At 49.7% G+C, this 20018-nt stretch carries 11 protein-coding genes and 2 CRISPR repeat arrays; all 11 genes read right to left on the reverse strand.

Annotated features, from left to right (window positions below; translation table 11 throughout):
* Positions 1–49: 49 nt before the first annotated feature.
* Positions 50–982 carry an AEC family transporter gene (locus CJ260_RS06250; protein ID WP_095629591.1) on the reverse strand — a complete coding sequence of 311 codons (933 nt, stop codon included), beginning with the start codon at positions 980–982 and terminating at the stop codon, positions 50–52.
* A 344-nt stretch (positions 983–1326) separates the two neighbouring features.
* Positions 1327–2634, reverse strand: a complete 1308-nt coding sequence (locus tag CJ260_RS06255; protein ID WP_095629592.1) for an amidohydrolase — start codon at positions 2632–2634, stop codon at positions 1327–1329.
* 33 nt (positions 2635–2667) lie between these two features.
* A complete protein-coding gene (locus CJ260_RS06260) occupies positions 2668–3969 on the reverse strand; it encodes a DUF3100 domain-containing protein (RefSeq protein ID WP_087478721.1) in 1302 nt (433 codons plus the stop codon).
* A 258-nt stretch (positions 3970–4227) separates the two neighbouring features.
* A CRISPR array of direct repeats spans positions 4228–5989; the repeat unit is 32 nt; unit sequence ATTTCAATCCACATCCTCACACGGAGGATGAC.
* Positions 5990–6284: 295 nt separating this feature from the next.
* Positions 6285–7499: an ATP-binding protein gene (locus CJ260_RS06265; RefSeq protein WP_095629593.1), complete on the reverse strand. Its 1215-nt coding sequence runs from the start codon at positions 7497–7499 to the stop codon at positions 6285–6287.
* 300 nt (positions 7500–7799) lie between these two features.
* Positions 7800–11365: a CRISPR direct-repeat array (repeat unit 32 nt; unit sequence ATTTCAATCCACACCCTCGCGTGGAGGGTGAC).
* A gap of 184 nt (positions 11366–11549) precedes the next feature.
* A complete protein-coding gene (gene cas2, locus CJ260_RS06270) occupies positions 11550–11840 on the reverse strand; it encodes a CRISPR-associated endonuclease Cas2 (RefSeq protein WP_095629594.1) in 291 nt (96 codons plus the stop codon).
* 23 nt (positions 11841–11863) lie between these two features.
* On the reverse strand, positions 11864–12895 hold the full coding sequence (cas1c, locus tag CJ260_RS06275; RefSeq protein ID WP_095629595.1) for a type I-C CRISPR-associated endonuclease Cas1c: 1032 nt from the start codon (positions 12893–12895) through the stop codon (positions 11864–11866).
* Positions 12892–13563, reverse strand: coding sequence for a CRISPR-associated protein Cas4 (gene cas4, locus CJ260_RS06280; protein WP_233127906.1), 672 nt, complete (start codon positions 13561–13563; stop codon positions 12892–12894). The genes cas1c and cas4 overlap by 4 nt, the downstream gene beginning before the upstream one ends.
* Positions 13560–14417 carry a type I-C CRISPR-associated protein Cas7/Csd2 gene (gene cas7c, locus CJ260_RS06285; RefSeq protein WP_095629596.1) on the reverse strand — a complete coding sequence of 286 codons (858 nt, stop codon included), beginning with the start codon at positions 14415–14417 and terminating at the stop codon, positions 13560–13562. The genes cas4 and cas7c overlap by 4 nt, the downstream gene beginning before the upstream one ends.
* Positions 14414–16447, reverse strand: coding sequence for a type I-C CRISPR-associated protein Cas8c/Csd1 (gene cas8c / locus CJ260_RS06290; RefSeq protein ID WP_158221377.1), 2034 nt, complete (start codon positions 16445–16447; stop codon positions 14414–14416). Before cas8c ends, cas7c begins: the two co-directional genes overlap by 4 nt.
* The gene (gene cas5c / locus CJ260_RS06295) at positions 16413–17186 is read right to left on the reverse strand and encodes a type I-C CRISPR-associated protein Cas5c (protein WP_095629598.1); all 774 of its coding nucleotides are present in this window, start codon (positions 17184–17186) and stop codon (positions 16413–16415) included. The genes cas8c and cas5c overlap by 35 nt, the downstream gene beginning before the upstream one ends.
* A 22-nt stretch (positions 17187–17208) precedes the next feature.
* Positions 17209–19758 carry a CRISPR-associated endonuclease Cas3'' gene (locus CJ260_RS06300; RefSeq protein WP_095629599.1) on the reverse strand — a complete coding sequence of 850 codons (2550 nt, stop codon included), beginning with the start codon at positions 19756–19758 and terminating at the stop codon, positions 17209–17211.
* Positions 19759–20018 lie beyond the last annotated feature (260 nt).

Raw genomic sequence — 20018 nt, forward strand, 5'->3', positions numbered from 1 at the left:
GGCCCCCCGTCTTCATGGACGGAGGGCCTTTCGCCGTGCTGGGAAGCCTTTATATCAATTTGTCAAATACGAATAAGAGGGCCGGCATCGTAAGGATAGACAATATCGTCGATAAGACGCACAGCTCGGCCGAATACACCGGGTCCTTGTCGTATAAGGAGGCCATAGACGTGACGATGGCCGCCGTCGGCGTAATAGACGCTAAAAATATCGTCATGAGAATGTTCTTCCCGTCGTCGACAAAAGATGCCGCACCCAACAGGGCCAGAACGCCGGCCAGGACGACAGGATATACGACGAGCCGCAGGCTTACGGGCAGATAGGCACGAAGCTTGCCGAAGATTTCCTTTAAATCGCAGTCGGCAATGGCCATGCCCGTAATGAGCATACCGACGGGGCCGATCATGGAGCCGACGCTGCCCATAGTCTGGTCTATGAGGGGAGGCAGGGAAATATGCAGCAGAAAGAGGGCTGCACCGAAGCATATGGCCAAGATATTGATGTTGCAGACGATGCTGCGGATATGGATTTCCCCTCGCCCGCAGAGAAGGCAGGAGCCGTGCGTCCATAGCAGTATCAGCTGGACTACGGCGTAGGCGCAGGGATAAATGAGATACTCCGTCCCCAGCAGAGCCGTAACCAGGGGAAATACCAGTATGCCCGCATTGGTATAAATCAAAGCCATTTGCTCGACAGCCTTCAGGCTGAAAAGGGGACGGAAGGCCGCCGTGAGGAGGATGAACAAGGCGTGAACGGCGACGGCGGCACAAAAGGCGAAGAGCAGCCCCCTGCGCACGGCCTCGCTCGGCTCTACCTGAAAGGAATGAATGATGACGCACGGCAAAATGAGATAGACCAGCAGGACGGACAAGGCCTTGCCGTCGGAGCTGCGCAGCTTGCCCGTCCGTATGAGAGCGAAGCCCATGAGCATGATGAGAAACAGCTTTACCGTTTCCTTTAGTAATATCAGACTGATTTCCACTGAAACTTCCTTCTTTCTCCATAGACGACGAAGCCAAGGAAGACGATATCCCCTATTTCATGGCGCCGTCGTTCGTCCTGTTCCATTATATGAACACTTTTATTTTTGTATAAGTTTATACTATTTTCCTTTCTTGTCAATGGAGTCTGATAACTTTACCGTATCATTTTTATATGACCAGTATGCTCATGATTTATATGTCATACAGGTACCAGCATCGATTTCCTGCAGCAAAAAACAGGCCGCCTTGCCGCGCGCATTTGTACCGCGGCCATCGACGGCCTGTTTCGTCAGACAATTCCGTATATCGTTACGGCCCGATTACCTTTCGTTTAAAAACGCCGTTATTTTATGGACGCCATGTACTCCAGATATTCTTCCTTCGTCATGAGGGGCTTGTAGCCGTCCAGCAGGTCTTCGATGCCCTGGGCGTCGCCGTAAAGCAAGTCGATGAGGACGCAGGCCAGCGCCTGGGGCGTCTTCGTGTAGGCCGTCTTTTCTTCAAAGAGGGTGAAATCCACGCTGTGCAGCGCGCCGTGGACGCAGCCGACCCAGGGATGGATAATCGGCATGAGGTGCGATACGTCGCCCATATCGGTGCTGCCCGTATCCTGAGGCGTATAGCGGATGTGCTCTGCGCCGAAGATGGACTGGCAGTTTTCTTCCAGCAGCTTCGTCAGTTTTTTATCCTGACGCATGGGCAGGTAGCCCGGCAGATTCTGGATTTCACAGGTCGCGCCGACGGCCAGCGCCCCGGCCTGCAGGGCCCGGTCGACGCTGGCGTTATATTCCTTAATGGCCTCGACAGAGGCGGCGCGGACGTAGCTTTCCATCCGCACGTGATCGGGAACGACGTTTACCAAGTCGCCGCCGCTGGTGATGATGGGATGGAAGCGGACATAATCTTCTTCGCGGAAGGTTTCACGCAGGGCGTTGACGCCCATGAGGCCCAACATGGCCGCGTTCAGGGCGTTGATGCCGTCGTGAGGAGCCGCCGCGGCGTGCGCTGCCTTGCCATGGTATTCGACGAGCTTGCTGATAAAGCCGTCGCAGGGACTTCCAAGCTGTATTTCGCCTTGCGGGTCGTCCGTCGTCGTGACGTGCATCTGCATCGCCGCGTCGATATCGTCGAAGCCGCCTTGGTAAATAATTTCTTCCTTGCCGCCGAGGAAATGAATTTTTCCCTTATTCCGCAGGGAATTCCTGTATTCGATTTCAATGCATTCTTCAGCAGGCACGGCGAATAAAACGACGTCGCCGCCCAAATATTTCATGGCGTCCGTATCGTGCAGGGCCATGGCGACGGCCATCAGGTTGGCCATCTGCACGTAGTGGCCGCAGCAGTGCGCCGCTCCCGTCGTTTCATCGGCGCCGGGATGATTGCGGCAGACCAGGGCGTCCAGCTCGCCGAAGACGGCGACGGTACGGTCCGATTTCGTCCCCTTCATGCGGCCTTTTACGCCGTTGATGCCCCAGCCGTCCGTATAGGAAATGCCCAATTTATCGAAGGCTTCCTTTACCTTGGCCGACGTCTTATATTCCTTATATCCCAATTCCGGTTCGGCGAAGATAGATTCGCCGAAGGCCTTTATGTCGTCGAAACGCTTTTCAATGGCTTCGCACACTGCTTTCTTTAATTCTTCTTTTGTCATTTATACACACCTTTTTTCATAAGATTTGCTTGCTTAGAATATGCCTTCCAGATGAAGGACGATTTCCGCCATAATCGTCGCGCCGAGGAACGAACCTGTCGCTACCATAAGCGCTACGGGAACGATACGCCAGGACAGGCGCTTAAAGGCCGGAATATCTTTGCCCAGCGACAAGCCGGCATAGGCCAGGATCGGCGTCGTCGCAGCCAGTACGCTGAACTTGCCCGTCGTCTGAGTAATCCAGGCTTCGCCGGGGAATCCGGGAATCGACACGATGACGGCGATGATAGATGCCCAGAACACGATAGGCAGCTTATTCAGGCCGGGAACATGGGCCAGCAGCACGCCGATAAGAGACAGGACGACAAAGACGATAGAGCTGATAGCCGAATCGGCAAGAGTGCCGCCGAAGCCGACGCAGTTGCCGACGGTGCAGAAAATACCAGTTAATACTAAAATGATGATCGTGTCGCGCATCATGTCGCCAAAGCTCTGCTTTTCCGCAGCCTTGGGAACGGCGTCGGCGACGACGTTTTCTTCCTGAACCGCTTCGACAGGAGCATTTTTAGACCGTTTATCGCCCGTAACCAGCTCGTATACCTTAACCGTAACGGGCAGGGAAATGAACAGGGCGAAGTAAATGCCCAAAATGGTCGTCATGAGGTTTGCCGCGCCGGCATAGGCCTGGATGCGCTGCGCTTCTTCCGGGAATACGGCGACCAGAGAGCCGATAGACGCGGCCATCATGCTGGCGCTGCCGATGCCGCCGCCCATCGCCAGGGCATAGGGATGGAAAAATCCCGTCCGGGCGATAATGCCGCTCAGAATAGAAATCCACAGCGCGCCGAACAAGGTGCCGCAGATGTACATGCCCATAACGCCGCGGCCTTCAGGAGAAAAGATACCGTATTTTTCAGCAATAATCGCTACGTTCGGTTCGCGGTCAATAGAATAGCAGGCGCCGATAGCTTCGCGGCCCATCTTTAAGGCCAGGGCCATGGGAAGACCGAAGACAATCGTGCCGAAGAAGTGACCTAATTCCTGCATGATCAATGCCCAGCCGGAATTCAGCAGCATGTGCAGGTTCGGCCCGATGCCGAGACCGATCTTTACGATCAGCACCAGCATGGCAATCGGCATGACCTTGCCGGCTACATCCATCATTTTTTCATTCATGACTCCAAGAGACGGATAACTGAGGATGCCGCCCATTACCAGTGCATACAGCAGCGGTAAAAATACGACGAGACCGAAAGAATGAACGCCTATCAGTTCAGCAATAATGATGATAATGAACGCAAATAGGTGCACCTTCCAATTCCTAAGCAATTCCATAAAAAATCCCTCCTATAAATACATTTGTATGATTTTAATAATACCATACTTTCTCTTATTACCATAGGCTTTTTTTGTATTTATACAGGAAATATTTTCCTGACCCAATAGTATATATGCCCTTATATACATAATAAGTATATAAGGGCACATTATAAAATATACAAGCCACAGTCATGGTACATACAAAAAATACAGGAACAGTCTTCGCACGGAGGGCGACACGTCGAAAACGGATATTGCTACTGCAGTTAGCTGATTTCAATCCACACCCTCACGTGGAGGGTGACCGGTGCAGCGATTTTTGCATCGACGACCTCATGAAATTTCAATCCACACCCTCACGCAGAGGGTGACGCCGGCGCCTCGTTTGAGAGCATGCATATGGCGCAATTTCAATCCACATCCTCACATGGAAGATGACCGCAGGAGCAAGACTATATAGAGATTTACAACTTGATTTCAATCCACATCCTCACATGGAGGATGACGTAACACCGGCGTCTTACGACATGCAGACGAGCCAATTTCAATCCACATCCTCACACGGAGGATGACCGGCTGGCTGAAAATCTGGGTGTGTCTTCGAAATGATTTCAATCCACATCCTCACACGGAGGATGACGAACTGCTTGGATATTATCTGGCGTTACACAACTGATTTCAATCCACATCCTCACACGGAGGATGACTAGAAACCAGCCATGCTTTCAGCTCTTCTTCCAGATTTCAATCCACATCCTCACACGGAGGATGACTTCATTCGCCAGTTATATTTTTGCGGATCACTCCATTTCAATCCACATCCTCACACGGAGGATGACTTGCAACACAACGACAGCAAAGCCCCTAAAAATACATTTCAATCCACATCCTCACACGGAGGATGACATAGTTTTCTTCGCATCCATGTTCGCTCCTTATGATTTCAATCCACATCCTCACACGGAGGATGACAAAGTACAGCCGGGAAAATGTGTACAGCTACGAAATTTCAATCCACATCCTCACACGGAGGATGACAGCATTTTTGCAAATCCTTGGGAGCTTGAACTATATTTCAATCCACATCCTCACACGGAGGATGACGCGATTGCGGCAGCATGTCAATTGGGATTGGTTCATTTCAATCCACATCCTCACACGGAGGATGACCTGCCACGTCATGGCTTAACTGGTACTCCTGTCGTATTTCAATCCACATCCTCACACGGAGGATGACCTATGCTGGTCGTATATTTAATACCTTTAAGCTAGGATTTCAATCCACATCCTCACACGGAGGATGACGACATTCTACTTAAAGTAGATTATAGTGTAAATAATTTCAATCCACATCCTCACACGGAGGATGACTGCCGAAGACGGCGTCTTTCCCGCTAGTCAGGAAATTTCAATCCACATCCTCACACGGAGGATGACGCATTATCGATTATGTAAAGACCGAAATCAAGCTATTTCAATCCACATCCTCACACGGAGGATGACCTTTACTGGATAATCCCAAACGGTTTCGGTAAAAATTTCAATCCACATCCTCACACGGAGGATGACACGGTGTTCGCCTGTTGCGCATCTACTTCTTCCTATTTCAATCCACATCCTCACACGGAGGATGACGGTACGCTTTGGATTTTGATGTGAGTAACTGTTCCATTTCAATCCACATCCTCACACGGAGGATGACGTATTGACTACGAAATTAACAGCAAAGAATACAGCATTTCAATCCACATCCTCACACGGAGGATGACCGTGTAGCTAAACGTATTGTCTGCCAGCTCATTACATTTCAATCCACATCCTCACACGGAGGATGACGACCGTACGGGCGGGTACGCCGATTGGTTTACGGTATTTCAATCCACATCCTCACACGGAGGATGACCAACTACCACGGCGAATTATTGGAGCTGATAGAGATTTCAATCCACATCCTCACACGGAGGATGACCATCGAACGGGTGTACAACATCCTGGACCGAAACATTTCAATCCACATCCTCACACGGAGGATGACCGCTGCATTTGGTATATCTTATTCCGAAATACAGCATATATAGAACTTGATGCAACTTTATCCAGCTGATTTGCTGAAAATCGCTGTCTATTTCGACGACATGTTACTTGTTTGAGTGCGAATCTCTCCACGATATATCCGATACTTGCAATTCGCACTTACCCATGTATTAAAGTATATAATCTCATTCACTAACTGAATTATGCGATTTTCCGAGAATTGTTTCCGATACCATATCCCTAAGGGAACATAAAAGGGAAAATCTAATCCAGTAAACAGATAGCTCGGACAACGTCTATCTCCACTCTTTTTCCAGCAGGAAATCGCGAATATTTCGATGCTTGATGCCGTCCCGGCTCATGTCAAACTCATCCAGCGTAAGAACGTACTTAGGGTAATTGTCCCGAACTCGCTCATAAACGCCAAATTCTCGTTGAATCGTTTCCTCTGACGCCAACAAGTAGGCGACCTGGATATACAGCCGATTACCTTGCGATTCACAGATAAAATCAATTTCTTTATCGCCAACTTTACCTACGGTTACAACATACCCGCGGCGCAGCAGCTCCAAATAGACAATATTTTCCAATACCAAATTAATATCTCGCTGATTGCCGCCAAACACGGCCTCCCGCACACCATGGTCGGCCACATAGTATTTCTCGTTCACCGTAAGAATTTTCTTCCCCCGGAGATCCTGCCGCTTCACTTGATAGAACAAAAAGGCGTCAGTACAGGCTTTCAAATATCCTAAAACCGTTTCCGGCGATACGGACCGCCCTTCGCTCTTCAAATACTTAGAAATAGCTGTAGATGAAAAGGTAGTGCCGATGTTGGCCGTCACATAGGCAATAATCCTCTCCAGCATATCTACGTCGCGAACTTTATTGCGTTGAACAATATCTTTAAGCTCTACAGAGTTAAACAAATCCTGCAAGTACTGACGGCAAGCAGTTTCTTCATATCGCAGGTTGGCTAAATACGGCATTCCTCCAGCAGTGAGATAACGATTGAAACACGTCCTGACATCTGCTTCCGGGAAAATAGTACGGTACAGCTGAATGAATTCGTCAAAAGAAAAGGGATAGATGACGAACTCCACATAGCGCCCGGCTAAATACGTTGCCAGCTCGCCGGAAAGCAGCTTGGCATTAGAGCCTGTAATATAAATATCGCAGTCCAGCTCCACCCGAAAGGAATTGATACATGTTTCCCAATTCTGCACTTCTTGAATTTCATCAAAAAAGAGATATATCTTTCCTGAAATCTTAGCCGCTCTGCAGATGATTTCATCATGAAGGGCTTGAGCAGTACAAAGACTGGCATTGCTCATATTTTCAAAGTTAATAGATATAAACTGAGAAGGATCTACACCAGACGCCATTATCTCCTCCTGAATCAGTTCCAGCATAACAGACTTTCCACAGCGCCGAATACCCGTTAGTACTTTGACCAAATCGCTTCCAATAAACGGCCGAATACGGCTCATGTACGCCTCCCGCTTAATCATGCCTTTCCCCTCCCCTTCGATAGTAAAATTATAATAACACAGATATATATGATATTCAATTTATTTTCATCATTTTTAACAGTTACACTAGATAAAAATATAAATTATACAAAATATAACAGATATGGAGGAGCAATTAGCGGTGCTTAAATTTTTTATATCGTTTGCAACAAAACTCTCTATATACCCATGTATAATAAATTTTAATCTTAATTCATCCTATGTCTTAGTCTATTTAATATATAACAGATATTACGATTCTTTTATTACCATAATTTTATCCAAAAATGTAATATTAAGTTTTCAATTCGCCTCCTCACACGGAGGGTGACCGATGATTTTAGAGCGATGGAAATGGTAGAGGAGATTTCAATCCACACCCTCGCGTGGAGGGTGACCGTAATATCTGGGACACTCGGCAGATTGATTCCCATTTCAATCCACACCCTCGCGTGGAGGGTGACTTGCTCAGACAGAACAGCAGATTTACCAAGTCGGAATTTCAATCCACACCCTCGCGTGGAGGGTGACGGAATGGTACAAAACAAACACTCATCTTGCAAAAGATTTCAATCCACACCCTCGCGTGGAGGGTGACGGCGTGTCTAGTGCATACTTGCCCATGACGTAGCGATTTCAATCCACACCCTCGCGTGGAGGGTGACTCTCCCGTTTGCGGTTTCTTTAATTTGATCGTTTCATTTCAATCCACACCCTCGCGTGGAGGGTGACTTGACATAAGCGAAAACGCTGCATACAGATGGAACATTTCAATCCACACCCTCGCGTGGAGGGTGACGCCAGGGATTTTCGGCAGTTAGTGCGGGCATTGCAATTTCAATCCACACCCTCGCGTGGAGGGTGACCCTTATCCATAGCTGCTTCAAACTTCTGGCGGTGTATTTCAATCCACACCCTCGCGTGGAGGGTGACATGGCCGGTTGTTATCCAATGACGAGGCTGTAGACATTTCAATCCACACCCTCGCGTGGAGGGTGACTATGTCCTGATGGGCATATATATTGACTATTGGAATTTCAATCCACACCCTCGCGTGGAGGGTGACCGGTGTGTCCGGCGCATACTTGCCCATGACATATCATTTCAATCCACACCCTCGCGTGGAGGGTGACCAGTCCTTCCTCTCCGAGTTGGTCAAGCGTGTGGGATTTCAATCCACACCCTCGCGTGGAGGGTGACGGAAATGGCCTTCAAACGTGGCGGCAATCCGACGATTTCAATCCACACCCTCGCGTGGAGGGTGACGGAATTGCCCTAAGATATGCACCTTTACAAAGTCAATTTCAATCCACACCCTCGCGTGGAGGGTGACGTAGCGGTTATTACCATTTTACGAATCTCGTCTGTATTTCAATCCACACCCTCGCGTGGAGGGTGACTTTTCTAATTTTTGTAAAGCCTACTTATGCCAATAATTTCAATCCACACCCTCGCGTGGAGGGTGACGCCAGGGATTTTCGGCAGTTAGTGCGGGCATTGCAATTTCAATCCACACCCTCGCGTGGAGGGTGACCCCGGCTTTTTGGTATCGCCGACGCAGGGCTTTGATATTTCAATCCACACCCTCGCGTGGAGGGTGACCTCGATTACCCTTATCCCTATCATCCGTTACTAGGATTTCAATCCACACCCTCGCGTGGAGGGTGACTCGACACTCACCTCCCGTATGATTGCATTGAGTCGATTTCAATCCACACCCTCGCGTGGAGGGTGACGCAAGGACTGTCTAAGATGGGATTGGGTAAACGTATTTCAATCCACACCCTCGCGTGGAGGGTGACCATGAATTAATCCATGCGTTCCTGCCATTTAAAGATTTCAATCCACACCCTCGCGTGGAGGGTGACTCGGCCAGGAGCCGCGGCCGCAGGGAGTTGACCATATTTCAATCCACACCCTCGCGTGGAGGGTGACTTAACGTGCCATATCGGTTAACATGGAGCTGCTATATTTCAATCCACACCCTCGCGTGGAGGGTGACACTGCTTTAAAAAGTATTTAGCCAACCTGCAAAAAATTTCAATCCACACCCTCGCGTGGAGGGTGACAAGAGATGCTTAATAACTATGGGATGAGCTTAAAAATTTCAATCCACACCCTCGCGTGGAGGGTGACATTCTTCATACCGGCGCACGTTTTCCGGATCGCGATTTCAATCCACACCCTCGCGTGGAGGGTGACGAGCCTTGAGCTCGTAGGGTATAAAGTTTTATAGATTTCAATCCACACCCTCGCGTGGAGGGTGACTGCAACACAACGACAGCAAAGCCCCTAAAAATACATTTCAATCCACACCCTCGCGTGGAGGGTGACCACTTTATCGACACCAGCCAGATTTGCACCATTAAATTTCAATCCACACCCTCGCGTGGAGGGTGACCTTAGGACGGTTATTGTTTAGTGCTCTTTTCAACTAATTTCAATCCACACCCTCGCGTGGAGGGTGACCCACACGCCATGTGCCTTCATGCCCTTTCTGTGAAATTTCAATCCACACCCTCGCGTGGAGGGTGACTAAACGTACTCCGGGTCCGCGGCTCCGCTAAACTATTTCAATCCACACCCTCGCGTGGAGGGTGACTCATAGGATCGTCATGGTGGCCGCGGCGCAAGTCGATTTCAATCCACACCCTCGCGTGGAGGGTGACTCAAATGCGCCGACAGCCGGCAAAGTGGCAAGCGATTTCAATCCACACCCTCGCGTGGAGGGTGACCCTTGGACCTGCCCAAAGCGGCGGCAAACAAAGAAATTTCAATCCACACCCTCGCGTGGAGGGTGACTACAATGGTATAACCGTTATGCATTGATACTGTGATTTCAATCCACACCCTCGCGTGGAGGGTGACATCCAGAAGACCATTCGCCGGAAGCGCAAGACAAATTTCAATCCACACCCTCGCGTGGAGGGTGACAGGATTTGACGATGGCGCAATTCCGGGACATCAACATTTCAATCCACACCCTCGCGTGGAGGGTGACTTGCGTGGCTTTTGGAAAACTTGCCGAACGATTAGGATTTCAATCCACACCCTCGCGTGGAGGGTGACTTGGACAGCTACGTCGCCAGCAGCGGCAGCACGCTATTTCAATCCACACCCTCGCGTGGAGGGTGACGCTGATTCGTGGGGAGGCTGTAAAATACCGCAATATTTCAATCCACACCCTCGCGTGGAGGGTGACACGGTATAATGTAACCAAACAAAGCAAACAGGAGATTTCAATCCACACCCTCGCGTGGAGGGTGACCATTTGATGTGCTGCATAATCGGGTTGGACTGGGCATTTCAATCCACACCCTCGCGTGGAGGGTGACGAAATGGCTTGTTGGGATTTATCGCGATCTGAAATTTCAATCCACACCCTCGCGTGGAGGGTGACGCCGAGGCGACGGCTGTCGTGTCTACGCCGTCGGCATTTCAATCCACACCCTCGCGTGGAGGGTGACGACATAACCAAAATCACCCATGAAGCAGTGAAACATTTCAATCCACACCCTCGCGTGGAGGGTGACATCGTAAGATCTCCGGACGCGCCGACGGCCTGCATATTTCAATCCACACCCTCGCGTGGAGGGTGACCAGAGATTGCCGCCTCTGCGCCGGAACGTCTTACCATTTCAATCCACACCCTCGCGTGGAGGGTGACTTAAAGGACTCTTGGATAAGCCCCAGTTGCACCTGATTTCAATCCACACCCTCGCGTGGAGGGTGACGAGCTGGGCTACGGACCGATTAAAGCCGCATTTGATTTCAATCCACACCCTCGCGTGGAGGGTGACTCACAACCGAACCACTACCACATGATTTTGCTATATTTCAATCCACACCCTCGCGTGGAGGGTGACAGCTACATTTGGTATCTCTTACTCCTAAACATAGCACATATAGAATCCTATACAACTTTATCCAGCTGATTTGCTGAAAATCGCCGTCTATTTTGACAGCATATTACTTGTTTGAGTGCGAATCTTCCTGATATATATCCGATGCTTACGATTCGCACAGCCTATTTCTATCGCTGGAAAGCCGCTACAGAATCAACGGGCCTTCTATATCATATCGTTTGTCGACGCCGATGGATTCTACGGTCTTTTTATAGTGTTTCCCGAGGCGATAGAAACGTAAGTTATCGACAGATTCGTCAATCACCTCATGTAATTGGTGTTTCAGCTGCAAGTATTGTCCTTCGTCTACTTCGCACTCAAATACAGAGTTCTGAACGCGCTGCCCATAGTTTAAACAGATTTTAGCAGCCGTCCGCAGACGGCGTTTTCCTGCCGCTGAATTTGTACTGATATCGTACGAAACTAAAATATACATTTCGTCTGCCACCTCGCTTCCTGCTATTTCCAAAGAAAGGGCGGATAGGCATCCAAATCGTTTCGCAAAAACCGGGCTAATAACGAAGCCTGTATAAACGGAACTAATCCCCAGGAAATTTTTTCCTTTATATAGGGATGCGTCAATTCTTCTTTTTTGCGTTCCTGCCACTTGGCAATCACTTTCTTGCGCCCCGATTCATTCAGCATGACCGCCCCGTTGCTCTCGGCGTCGAAGTCTCCGGCATCGACGACCTTTTTATTGATCAGGGACAGGACAAAGCGGTCCGCAACGGGAGCCCGCAATTCTTCCACCACATCCAGAGCCAGCGAGACACGGCCCGGCCGGTCAGCGTGCATAAATCCGGCATAAGCATCCAGACCGACCGTCTCCAACGCGCTGGCTACGTCGTTGGACAACACGGCGTATATAAAGGACAGAAGGGCGTTGACGCGGTTCAAGGGCGGCCGGCGCGAGCGAATGCCAAAGGTAAAATCGTCTTTCTGATTTAAAATCATGTCGTCAAAACAGGAAAAATACAAAGCCTGAGCGCTGCCTTCAAAGCCTCTCAGCGTATCCAAAGCAGACGCGCCCCGAACCTTTTCCAGCATATCCGTCAGCTGCTGGGAACAATCTTGCAGACGCCTGCCGTCCAGCCGGTGCTCATACTGCCGAATATATCGTTCCATGACCCATTTTTCGTTGTATATTTTAGCCGCAATGATGTTGCGGACAATATCCAATGATTGGGCCGGATCATCGGCTACGCGGTACTGCGTCCGCCGCAGCAGGATATTTCCCTTGCTGCTTCCCTGAATCCGGGCCATAAGGCGTCCCTGCGGCGACATGTAGGCAATGCCGATTCCGTACGCCATGCACCGTTCCATGAGCTGCGGGCTCATCCCCAAATACGTAAACAGTACGATGTCCTGCAAATTATGGAGGGGATAGCGGGCCAATGTCTTCTGCTGCTCCCGGATGACGATATTCGCTCCCTGCGTCGCTAAATACACGTCGGGCTTCGTGATGTACAATGTATTTAGTAGCTTTCTCATTCTCCCAACATCCTCTCTACGTACGATCGGGCCGATTCTAATTTCTGCAGTCCCGGAAGGCAGATATCCTGCAGCGAACAAGCCCGGCACTTTGCGCTTTTCCGCGCCTTCGGCGTATATCCCTGCCGGTAATACTTATTCATTTCGGCAGTCATATTCCTGACCGTTGCCCGCAGCTCGTCCGTAAATTCGACTTTCTCCCGTCGGCGCGTTTCAAAGTAAAATACCGCACCTTGGGAGACGCGGACTTCCATCATTTCTTCCAGGCACATAGCCTGAGCCGTAAGCTGCAGTATGTCGCTTTCTATCGTCTTCGGCTTCCCGCGCTTGTATTCCACGGGGTATACGATAAAGCGGGCATCGTATTTGCTGAAGTAAGCTCCGCCCTCGTCTTCTATCAGCTCTACAGCGTCGCACACGCCTTGTATTCCCAACTCGTGAGATACGACAGGCAAGGAGCGCAGCACGCGCTTCTTGCCCATCTTTTCATCGCTCAGCCCTTCATCTACCAATGTATGCTTAATCGCTCCGTCGACGGTAAAGTAGTTTTCCGCCCATTGCTGCTCAATGTGGATGAGGGCCCATTGCCGGCGGCAGAAAGAAAAATGCTGCAGGCCGGCAAGCTGCAAATATTCAGTTTCGTTTCGTTGTCCTACGTTTTTCATCATATACCGTCTTCAATTTCTAATGTCAGACCCTTTTGCCGATACAGGTTGAACCGGTCTTCATCTACAGACACGGCGTAATCAGAGAAATCATGGACTTTTTCATCGGCCTGAGCCTGCACCTGCACGAGTTGATGAATCTTCGCCGACGAGGCAATTCCCAAGGCATTGGGATGAACAAACCAATACAATTTCTCTACGGTCATGCTGCCTTCGGGACGAGCTGACGACATATCATTTTCAAACAAGGACAACAGAGCCTGCCGAATCAGCTGGGCGTCCTCGTCGGAAAAGCCTGTCCGCTGCGCAAAATAACAGTTCATGCTTCCTGTAATCTTATATACGCCGAAATCCACAAAATGCTTCGTTCCCATCGTATCGGCCGACCGCTTTCCATTTTCCGAAGCCTTACCGTTTGTGCTTCTCGTAATCTGCATGGTAATCACATCGACAGGCGACAGGCTTTTGCCCAGGCTGACCGACACGGGACCCCGGATACCCAACGACTGATTTTTTTGGAAGGTCATGACCTGGCCGAAGCTCCGCACGTCGATCCACCGTTGGCATGCCGCCGCGGCGACTTCTTCATCGCCCTGCTTTGATGTAAAATGAGCCTTATACCGTTCTTCTAATGACTTGCAGGTATCATCTATCCGATCGTTGGCCTGTACGAAAATTTCCTGTCCCATGTCCTGCAGCCTGTTGCGTATTTTTCGCTTGATGCAGACATCGGATATTTCTCCATAACCTTCATAATCGGTACGAGGCATGTTGCCCAACAAGGGATCGCCGTTAGGATTTGCCTGCCGTACCGATACAAACAACACAAAATCTATTTTCTTCGTCAAGCTGCTCATACCGCCGTTCCTCCTTCTTGCCGCTGCGCGTCAGATGTTTCGTCTTTTTTCGTATAAAATTGCTGCTGCTGATAATAATAGCCTAATATGAAATCGGAATTGGCTGTCTTCTCATGATGCTGCCCGTCTCCTTCATATTCCATAATTTCAGTATACAGCTCAGCCAATATCTTCTCAAAATAGACCTTGTATCCCGGCTTCTGCTTGCTCAGGATAGCCTTACAATACTGAGTCCGCTCTTCTAAAATAGGAATCGTCCGATACGGGCGGTGTATCATGGAGGACCACAAGCGCGCCGCGTTGGTAACCCGCAGATTGGAGTTTTCCTTTTTCTTTTCTTCGCCGCCGCTCTTACTTTCCAAGGCCGCCGTTTCCATTTTTTCATACACGGACAACAATCGCCCGTAGGCAAAGCTTCGCTTGTCCATACGCAGTATCGCTCCTTTATTTTTCAATACGGGAATCTTCTGATCCCACATCCCATGATCCCAATAATATTTCTTGATGATGCCGCAGCCCATCAGCAGGGCCTGGGGCCAGTATTTCCTATAAGACTGACGGTTCGTAAGGCGGAAAAACGCCGTTCGCATCATATCGGCCGGCAAGGGCTTTCTTTCCAGGATACAGGGCAGCAGCCGCTCAATAGCCGCCCGCCGCACCTTATCGTTCGCGCAGATAATCCCCTTCTCCGTTTCCTGGCCGTACAAGAAATGGACGACCGAGTACACCGACGGCGTTTTTAACACGAAGGATTTCTTTTTTGCCGACCATCCGGGCCATTTCATGCTTTCGTACCAGGCCTCGGCCCGCTGCTTTATGTCGGCCTTGGGAAACGCGCGGAAATACTTTACGGCCATCCTGCCGTTATTAACCTTTTCCAGTACGAGAACGCAGAAGTAGTTATCGAAAATCTCGTCTCCGGCATCTTTTTTGCCGGCAAAATACTGGGCGATGGTCTTGCTATCTTTCCCGTGCAGCACCTCTTCTTCCGTTCGCCGTAGGGGTACAGGCTCTGCGGCGATTTCTCCCATGACGACGCTTTCGAGGATATCATCTCGCTCCTCTTCTTCCATATCCTTCATGATCGGAGCACCGCCTAGAGGCAAATCTCCGGTCATCCACGAAACGACGTTGGCGCCGCCGCCGATATACTCGCTGTACCGCTTCGTATCCAATAAGTATTTCAGCATGTTATGAATTCGCTGCGACGTTTCATAGCCCAGGTGAAAGACTTGCTCCCCCTTGGTAAAACGCCCTATGTACGCTTCCTTATGATTGCTGATTCCTATCAGCTTCGCCGTACCGACGACGCCGCGATGGGACGACACGCAGTACATGGGAAGGCCGGAAACGTCGCATGTTTCTACAGGCTTATCGCAGTTTGTATACTGTACGTAGTCTATAAAAAATCGATGGAGCTCCCGATTCTGCGAAACCGATACGGCTCCGTCGTTGTGTTCTACGGCAAAGGTAATAAACAAATCTTCCAGAGAAATTTGCCGTGTTTTACCTTTCCCTTTTTCTTCTTCCTGCCAGGAAACGACGTCTCCTTCGATGTCATAGGCCTGCTCGCCGCAGCAGATTTGGACCGTACGCAGCACGTCCCGTCGGACAGTCTCCGACATGAGGTAGGTATATATACTTTGGAAATCGTCATTACGATGGCATTGCTCATACTCCCATAGATCCTGAAGCTGTTTCATGTATAAGCCGTGGCGGGCGCCCTTCTTTTTTTCTACAGGCGCAAGATAGGAAAACTCGTCGCACAGAAAATGGGGGCAGTCGTTGGCCGTGCGGATGAGAGAGCCCTCCGACACGGGAAAGACCGTATATTCACCCTTTGTCAAAAAGCGGCCCTGCAAAAACATCCCGTCCCGGCTGATAGTCAGCTGCACGATATCTTCACCCCGGCTCTGGCGGCTCGAGTGGTACAGCGGCAGCAGCATAGGCTCTGATTCTTTCCACACGTCGACTAATCCCGCTGCTTCAGCAGCGTTATACGTCTGAAGCAGCGCCTGAAGCAGATTCATCGGCCATTCCTCCCTCCTCGTCATATAGGTTCCATTGTTCGTCAACGGGCATATACATGTCCTCCGTAAATTCTTTTACATGATAATCATGGAGTTCATGGCGGATCCGGCATTCTTCCGGCCGTATAAATGTAATGACCCCGTCGTCCATAACGATCGGCGCAAACTGCGAATACAGCGTGCCGGCAAGGCTTCCCTTTTTCATCCGCTCCTGATAGGAAAAGGAATGGAACATGATGCCGAAGGATATCTTTCCCGAAAAGGGCGTCGTCAGCCCTTCGTATTCGCTGGCCCGCAGCCGTTCTACTTCGCCGATGCACTCCCTCGTCCCCAGGAAGATATCGTGCCGTCCGCCGCGTTTCATCGAGCGCAGCAAGATTTGTTCGTGCTTCTTTTCATTTCGGTCCTTCGCCATATCCGGCCGATCGGCCCACTCAAAATGAAATTTCACGGCATAGGCCACGTCTTTTAAATACGTGTAATAACTCAAATCTTTATCCCCATTCACCATGGGTACGAGTATGTTTTTCGTCTCCGTCTGAATCGGTTTCAATACTTTGACTTCGTCGACTACATACCGCAGCGTCGGCTTCCAATACACGGCTTCGACGATGCCCTGCAGCGCCTGGGCCGTCGGGACTTGGTAGGTAAATTTTTCCCCGTTCGCCTTGCTCATCGGGTCGGTGAACAACGCATAGGGGCCGCTTATCTTCATGTAAAATGGGTTGGATTGAAACATAGATCTTTTCTCCTTATGCAAGTTAAAAAATGAGTTCACTCCATTCTCCCTTCGTCAAGCCAAACTCTTCGTCGTATCCTTCTGGATCCAGCAGGTATATTCCCAGCTCGGGTATGACCTGCACGTATTCTTTCATATCGTACATGCCGACGGTATATCGCTGCAGCTTCTGCAGCACAGGCTTCAGCGCAGCGAAATCCGGACGGCCGTCGTCACCGATTAATGCAAAGACTTCGTCTATCAGCTCCTCGTTCTTATACGGAACGATGACTGTCTTTTCCTTGTTATCGATAAGCTGGAAGGCGTCCGCCGCCGTTTTAAACCGCTGCCTCAGAAGATACGGAGCAGAGGAGCCATGTCCTATGCGGTATTGCGCTGCCATATCCCGATTTTCAGACAGCATCTGCAGCAGCGTCTGGGAAAACGGGCCGTCCTGCACCGGATAGTCCAGAGCTTGCCGATTCTTCTGATATAAACGCCGAAAATATTCGTCTAAGCACGCCCCTATATCCAGCGCTTCTTCTTCGCCCTTCGATCCATATACCTTGCGCAGCGCTTCCAGAGAAGCCTCCCGTTCTTTCTGCAGAACGGGCATTTTTTCCAGCGTTTCATCCATATACATAAACAAATAGACCCGTCCGGGGGCCTTCCGTTTTCCATCGCGGTTGCACCGGCCGCCGGCCTGCAGCACGCCGTCCAGGCTGGTCAACGAACGGTATACGACGTCAAAGTCAATGTTAACGCCTGCGGCAATTAGATTGGTACTCACGCAAATCAACGGCGTCTGCCTCGAGCCGTCCCGCAGCTTCTGCAATTCCTCTTTCATGCGCGTAATGCGCTCTAGTCGATGGGCCGCGCATAAATTCGTCGTCAAATACCAGCATTCCCCAGGCCGGTCATGCTCGTCGAGCCAATCGGCTATCGCGTTGTATACTTTGCGTACGGCCTTTTTCGTATTGACGATAATCAACGCGCTCTTTTCCTGCTCCAGCTGCGTCATGACATGGGCGACGAGCTGTTCCGTAGATAAAAACTGTGTAAATCGCTCGCCCAAAAGAGAATAAAACTGAGCCCGCGCAAAAACTGGCGCTGCCATGAGACTCCCGTCGACTAACGCGACGGGACTTCCCTTTTCGTCCTTTTCATATATGCAGGGGTAGTTCAAACTCCCTTCATCGTCCAAGCCCGGCGGAGTCGCCGTACAGTGAATAATCGTCGCGCCCATCATATGGGTCAGGAAATTCATCATTAAGTTATACACATGTACGCACGTCACTGGGAGAGACTGTATTTCATCGATGATGATGACGGAGCGTATCAGCTTGGAAAACCGCCTCAAGCACGCCGACTGCCCTTTGAACAGCGTATTGCTGAGCTGTACCAGCGTCGTCAGTATAACCGGCGATTCCCAGCTTTCCCGCAGATATTCGGCACCGTCGTATTCGTCCTCTTCTCCCTCGAAACCGTCGGAGACGACGCTACTGTGATGCTCCAGCACATGTTCCTTTCCGATGATATCCTGAATATCCTTGGCGTTTTGTTCCAACACGGACAAAAACGCTGTCGCATATATGATTCTCCGGTCGTGGAATGTACGGGCGTGATGCAGGGCATAGCGAAGAGAGGCGTTCGTCTTGCCCGCCCCTACTGGCAGCGACAGCTTGTAACAGCCATCTTTTGTCTTCACTGCTGCCGCATACACTTCATCAGCCATTGCCGTGCGTACTTGGTTCAGTAAAGACGGATTCTTGGCTTGATGAAATTGGTCATATAGATGTTCTACGTTGCCGCTCATTTGCTTCCAAACAGCGTCTAATTCATCTTCTTCGTATACGTGATGTTTTTCTTCCATGGCCCAGTTCGCCGCATCATATACATCTGCTTCCTTTAATATGCTCGTCAATAACCGTACAGTAGCGCCGAAATAAAACAAGCTGGCCTGACGCCGACTGGATGCATCCTGCGTGACGGCTTTTCCCGATTTCCCGATCATGCGATGAATGGCTTTATGCCAATCCATCCATTCAGCAAACCCCTTCTGATACAACTGAAAAAGGGATGTCTTAAACCATTTTACAGCCCAGCCGTCCAATACATGGATAAAGGATGTCAGCTCTTCATGCGCTAAGATAAGGCGCTCATTTTCTTTCAGCCTCTTTTCTGTCCAGCAGCAGACAGAACCGTCTTCCATTTCCTTGAGCACGTCGTACAATCCATGATGAGCCAGAATAGGATATATGAGGAATTCATTATATATGCTGTACCATCGATACGTATCAGCAGGTACGGAATTCTTTACATAGTTATACAATACATACTGGACATAACAAGCTCCGACGCCGGCGTGATCTCCGCCCGACGCCGCTTCGCCGCGGATATATTTCTGCCAATCACGATTTACCTTTCCCGCATCATGAAGAAGGCCGATAAGAATGCAGACAGATTCCAGCCCAAGAGACTTACCTATACGAGCCATATACTCAGCCGTATTCCTCGCGTGGTCTTTTATATACTGCCCTTTTTTCAGTTCTGCATCCCAGTGCGCCAGCAGCAAATCCCATTCGATATCCATAGCGTCCCAATCCTAAAAAATAATTAGCTATACCTATATATTCCGTTTCACTTCTATATGATTGATTATACCATACCTTCAAGATAGATACCTAATAAAAAATATCTACATATGGTATTTTGATTTATTATGTGGCGAATTTACAATACAAGTGCAACACCTATAAAAAATGACACATAGGTTTCTGATATAATAATGCTACCAAACAAAATCTATATCTCGGAGGAAACCTATGTGCCACTATCATCATCTTACTCTAT

Origin of the sequence: Megasphaera sp. ASD88 (assembly GCF_002287425.1) — a bacterium.
GTDB classification, from domain to species: domain Bacteria; phylum Bacillota; class Negativicutes; order Veillonellales; family Megasphaeraceae; genus Megasphaera; species Megasphaera stantonii.

Excerpts from the sequence above, each read along its gene's own strand:
- CJ260_RS06255 (WP_095629592.1), bottom strand. The coding sequence starts at position 2,634 with ATGACAAAAGAAGAATTAAAGAAAGCAGTGTGCGAAGCCATTGAAAAG.
- CJ260_RS06260 (WP_087478721.1), bottom strand. The coding sequence starts at position 3,969 with ATGGAATTGCTTAGGAATTGGAAGGTGCACCTATTTGCGTTCATTATC.
- CJ260_RS06265 (WP_095629593.1), bottom strand. The coding sequence starts at position 7,499 with ATGATTAAGCGGGAGGCGTACATGAGCCGTATTCGGCCGTTTATTGGA.
- cas2 (WP_095629594.1), bottom strand. The coding sequence starts at position 11,840 with ATGTATATTTTAGTTTCGTACGATATCAGTACAAATTCAGCGGCAGGA.
- cas1c (WP_095629595.1), bottom strand. The coding sequence starts at position 12,895 with ATGAGAAAGCTACTAAATACATTGTACATCACGAAGCCCGACGTGTAT.
- cas4 (WP_233127906.1), bottom strand. The coding sequence starts at position 13,563 with ATGATGAAAAACGTAGGACAACGAAACGAAACTGAATATTTGCAGCTT.
- cas7c (WP_095629596.1), bottom strand. The coding sequence starts at position 14,417 with ATGAGCAGCTTGACGAAGAAAATAGATTTTGTGTTGTTTGTATCGGTA.
- cas8c (WP_158221377.1), bottom strand. The coding sequence starts at position 16,447 with ATGAATCTGCTTCAGGCGCTGCTTCAGACGTATAACGCTGCTGAAGCA.
- cas5c (WP_095629598.1), bottom strand. The coding sequence starts at position 17,186 with ATGTTTCAATCCAACCCATTTTACATGAAGATAAGCGGCCCCTATGCG.
- CJ260_RS06300 (WP_095629599.1), bottom strand. The coding sequence starts at position 19,758 with ATGGATATCGAATGGGATTTGCTGCTGGCGCACTGGGATGCAGAACTG.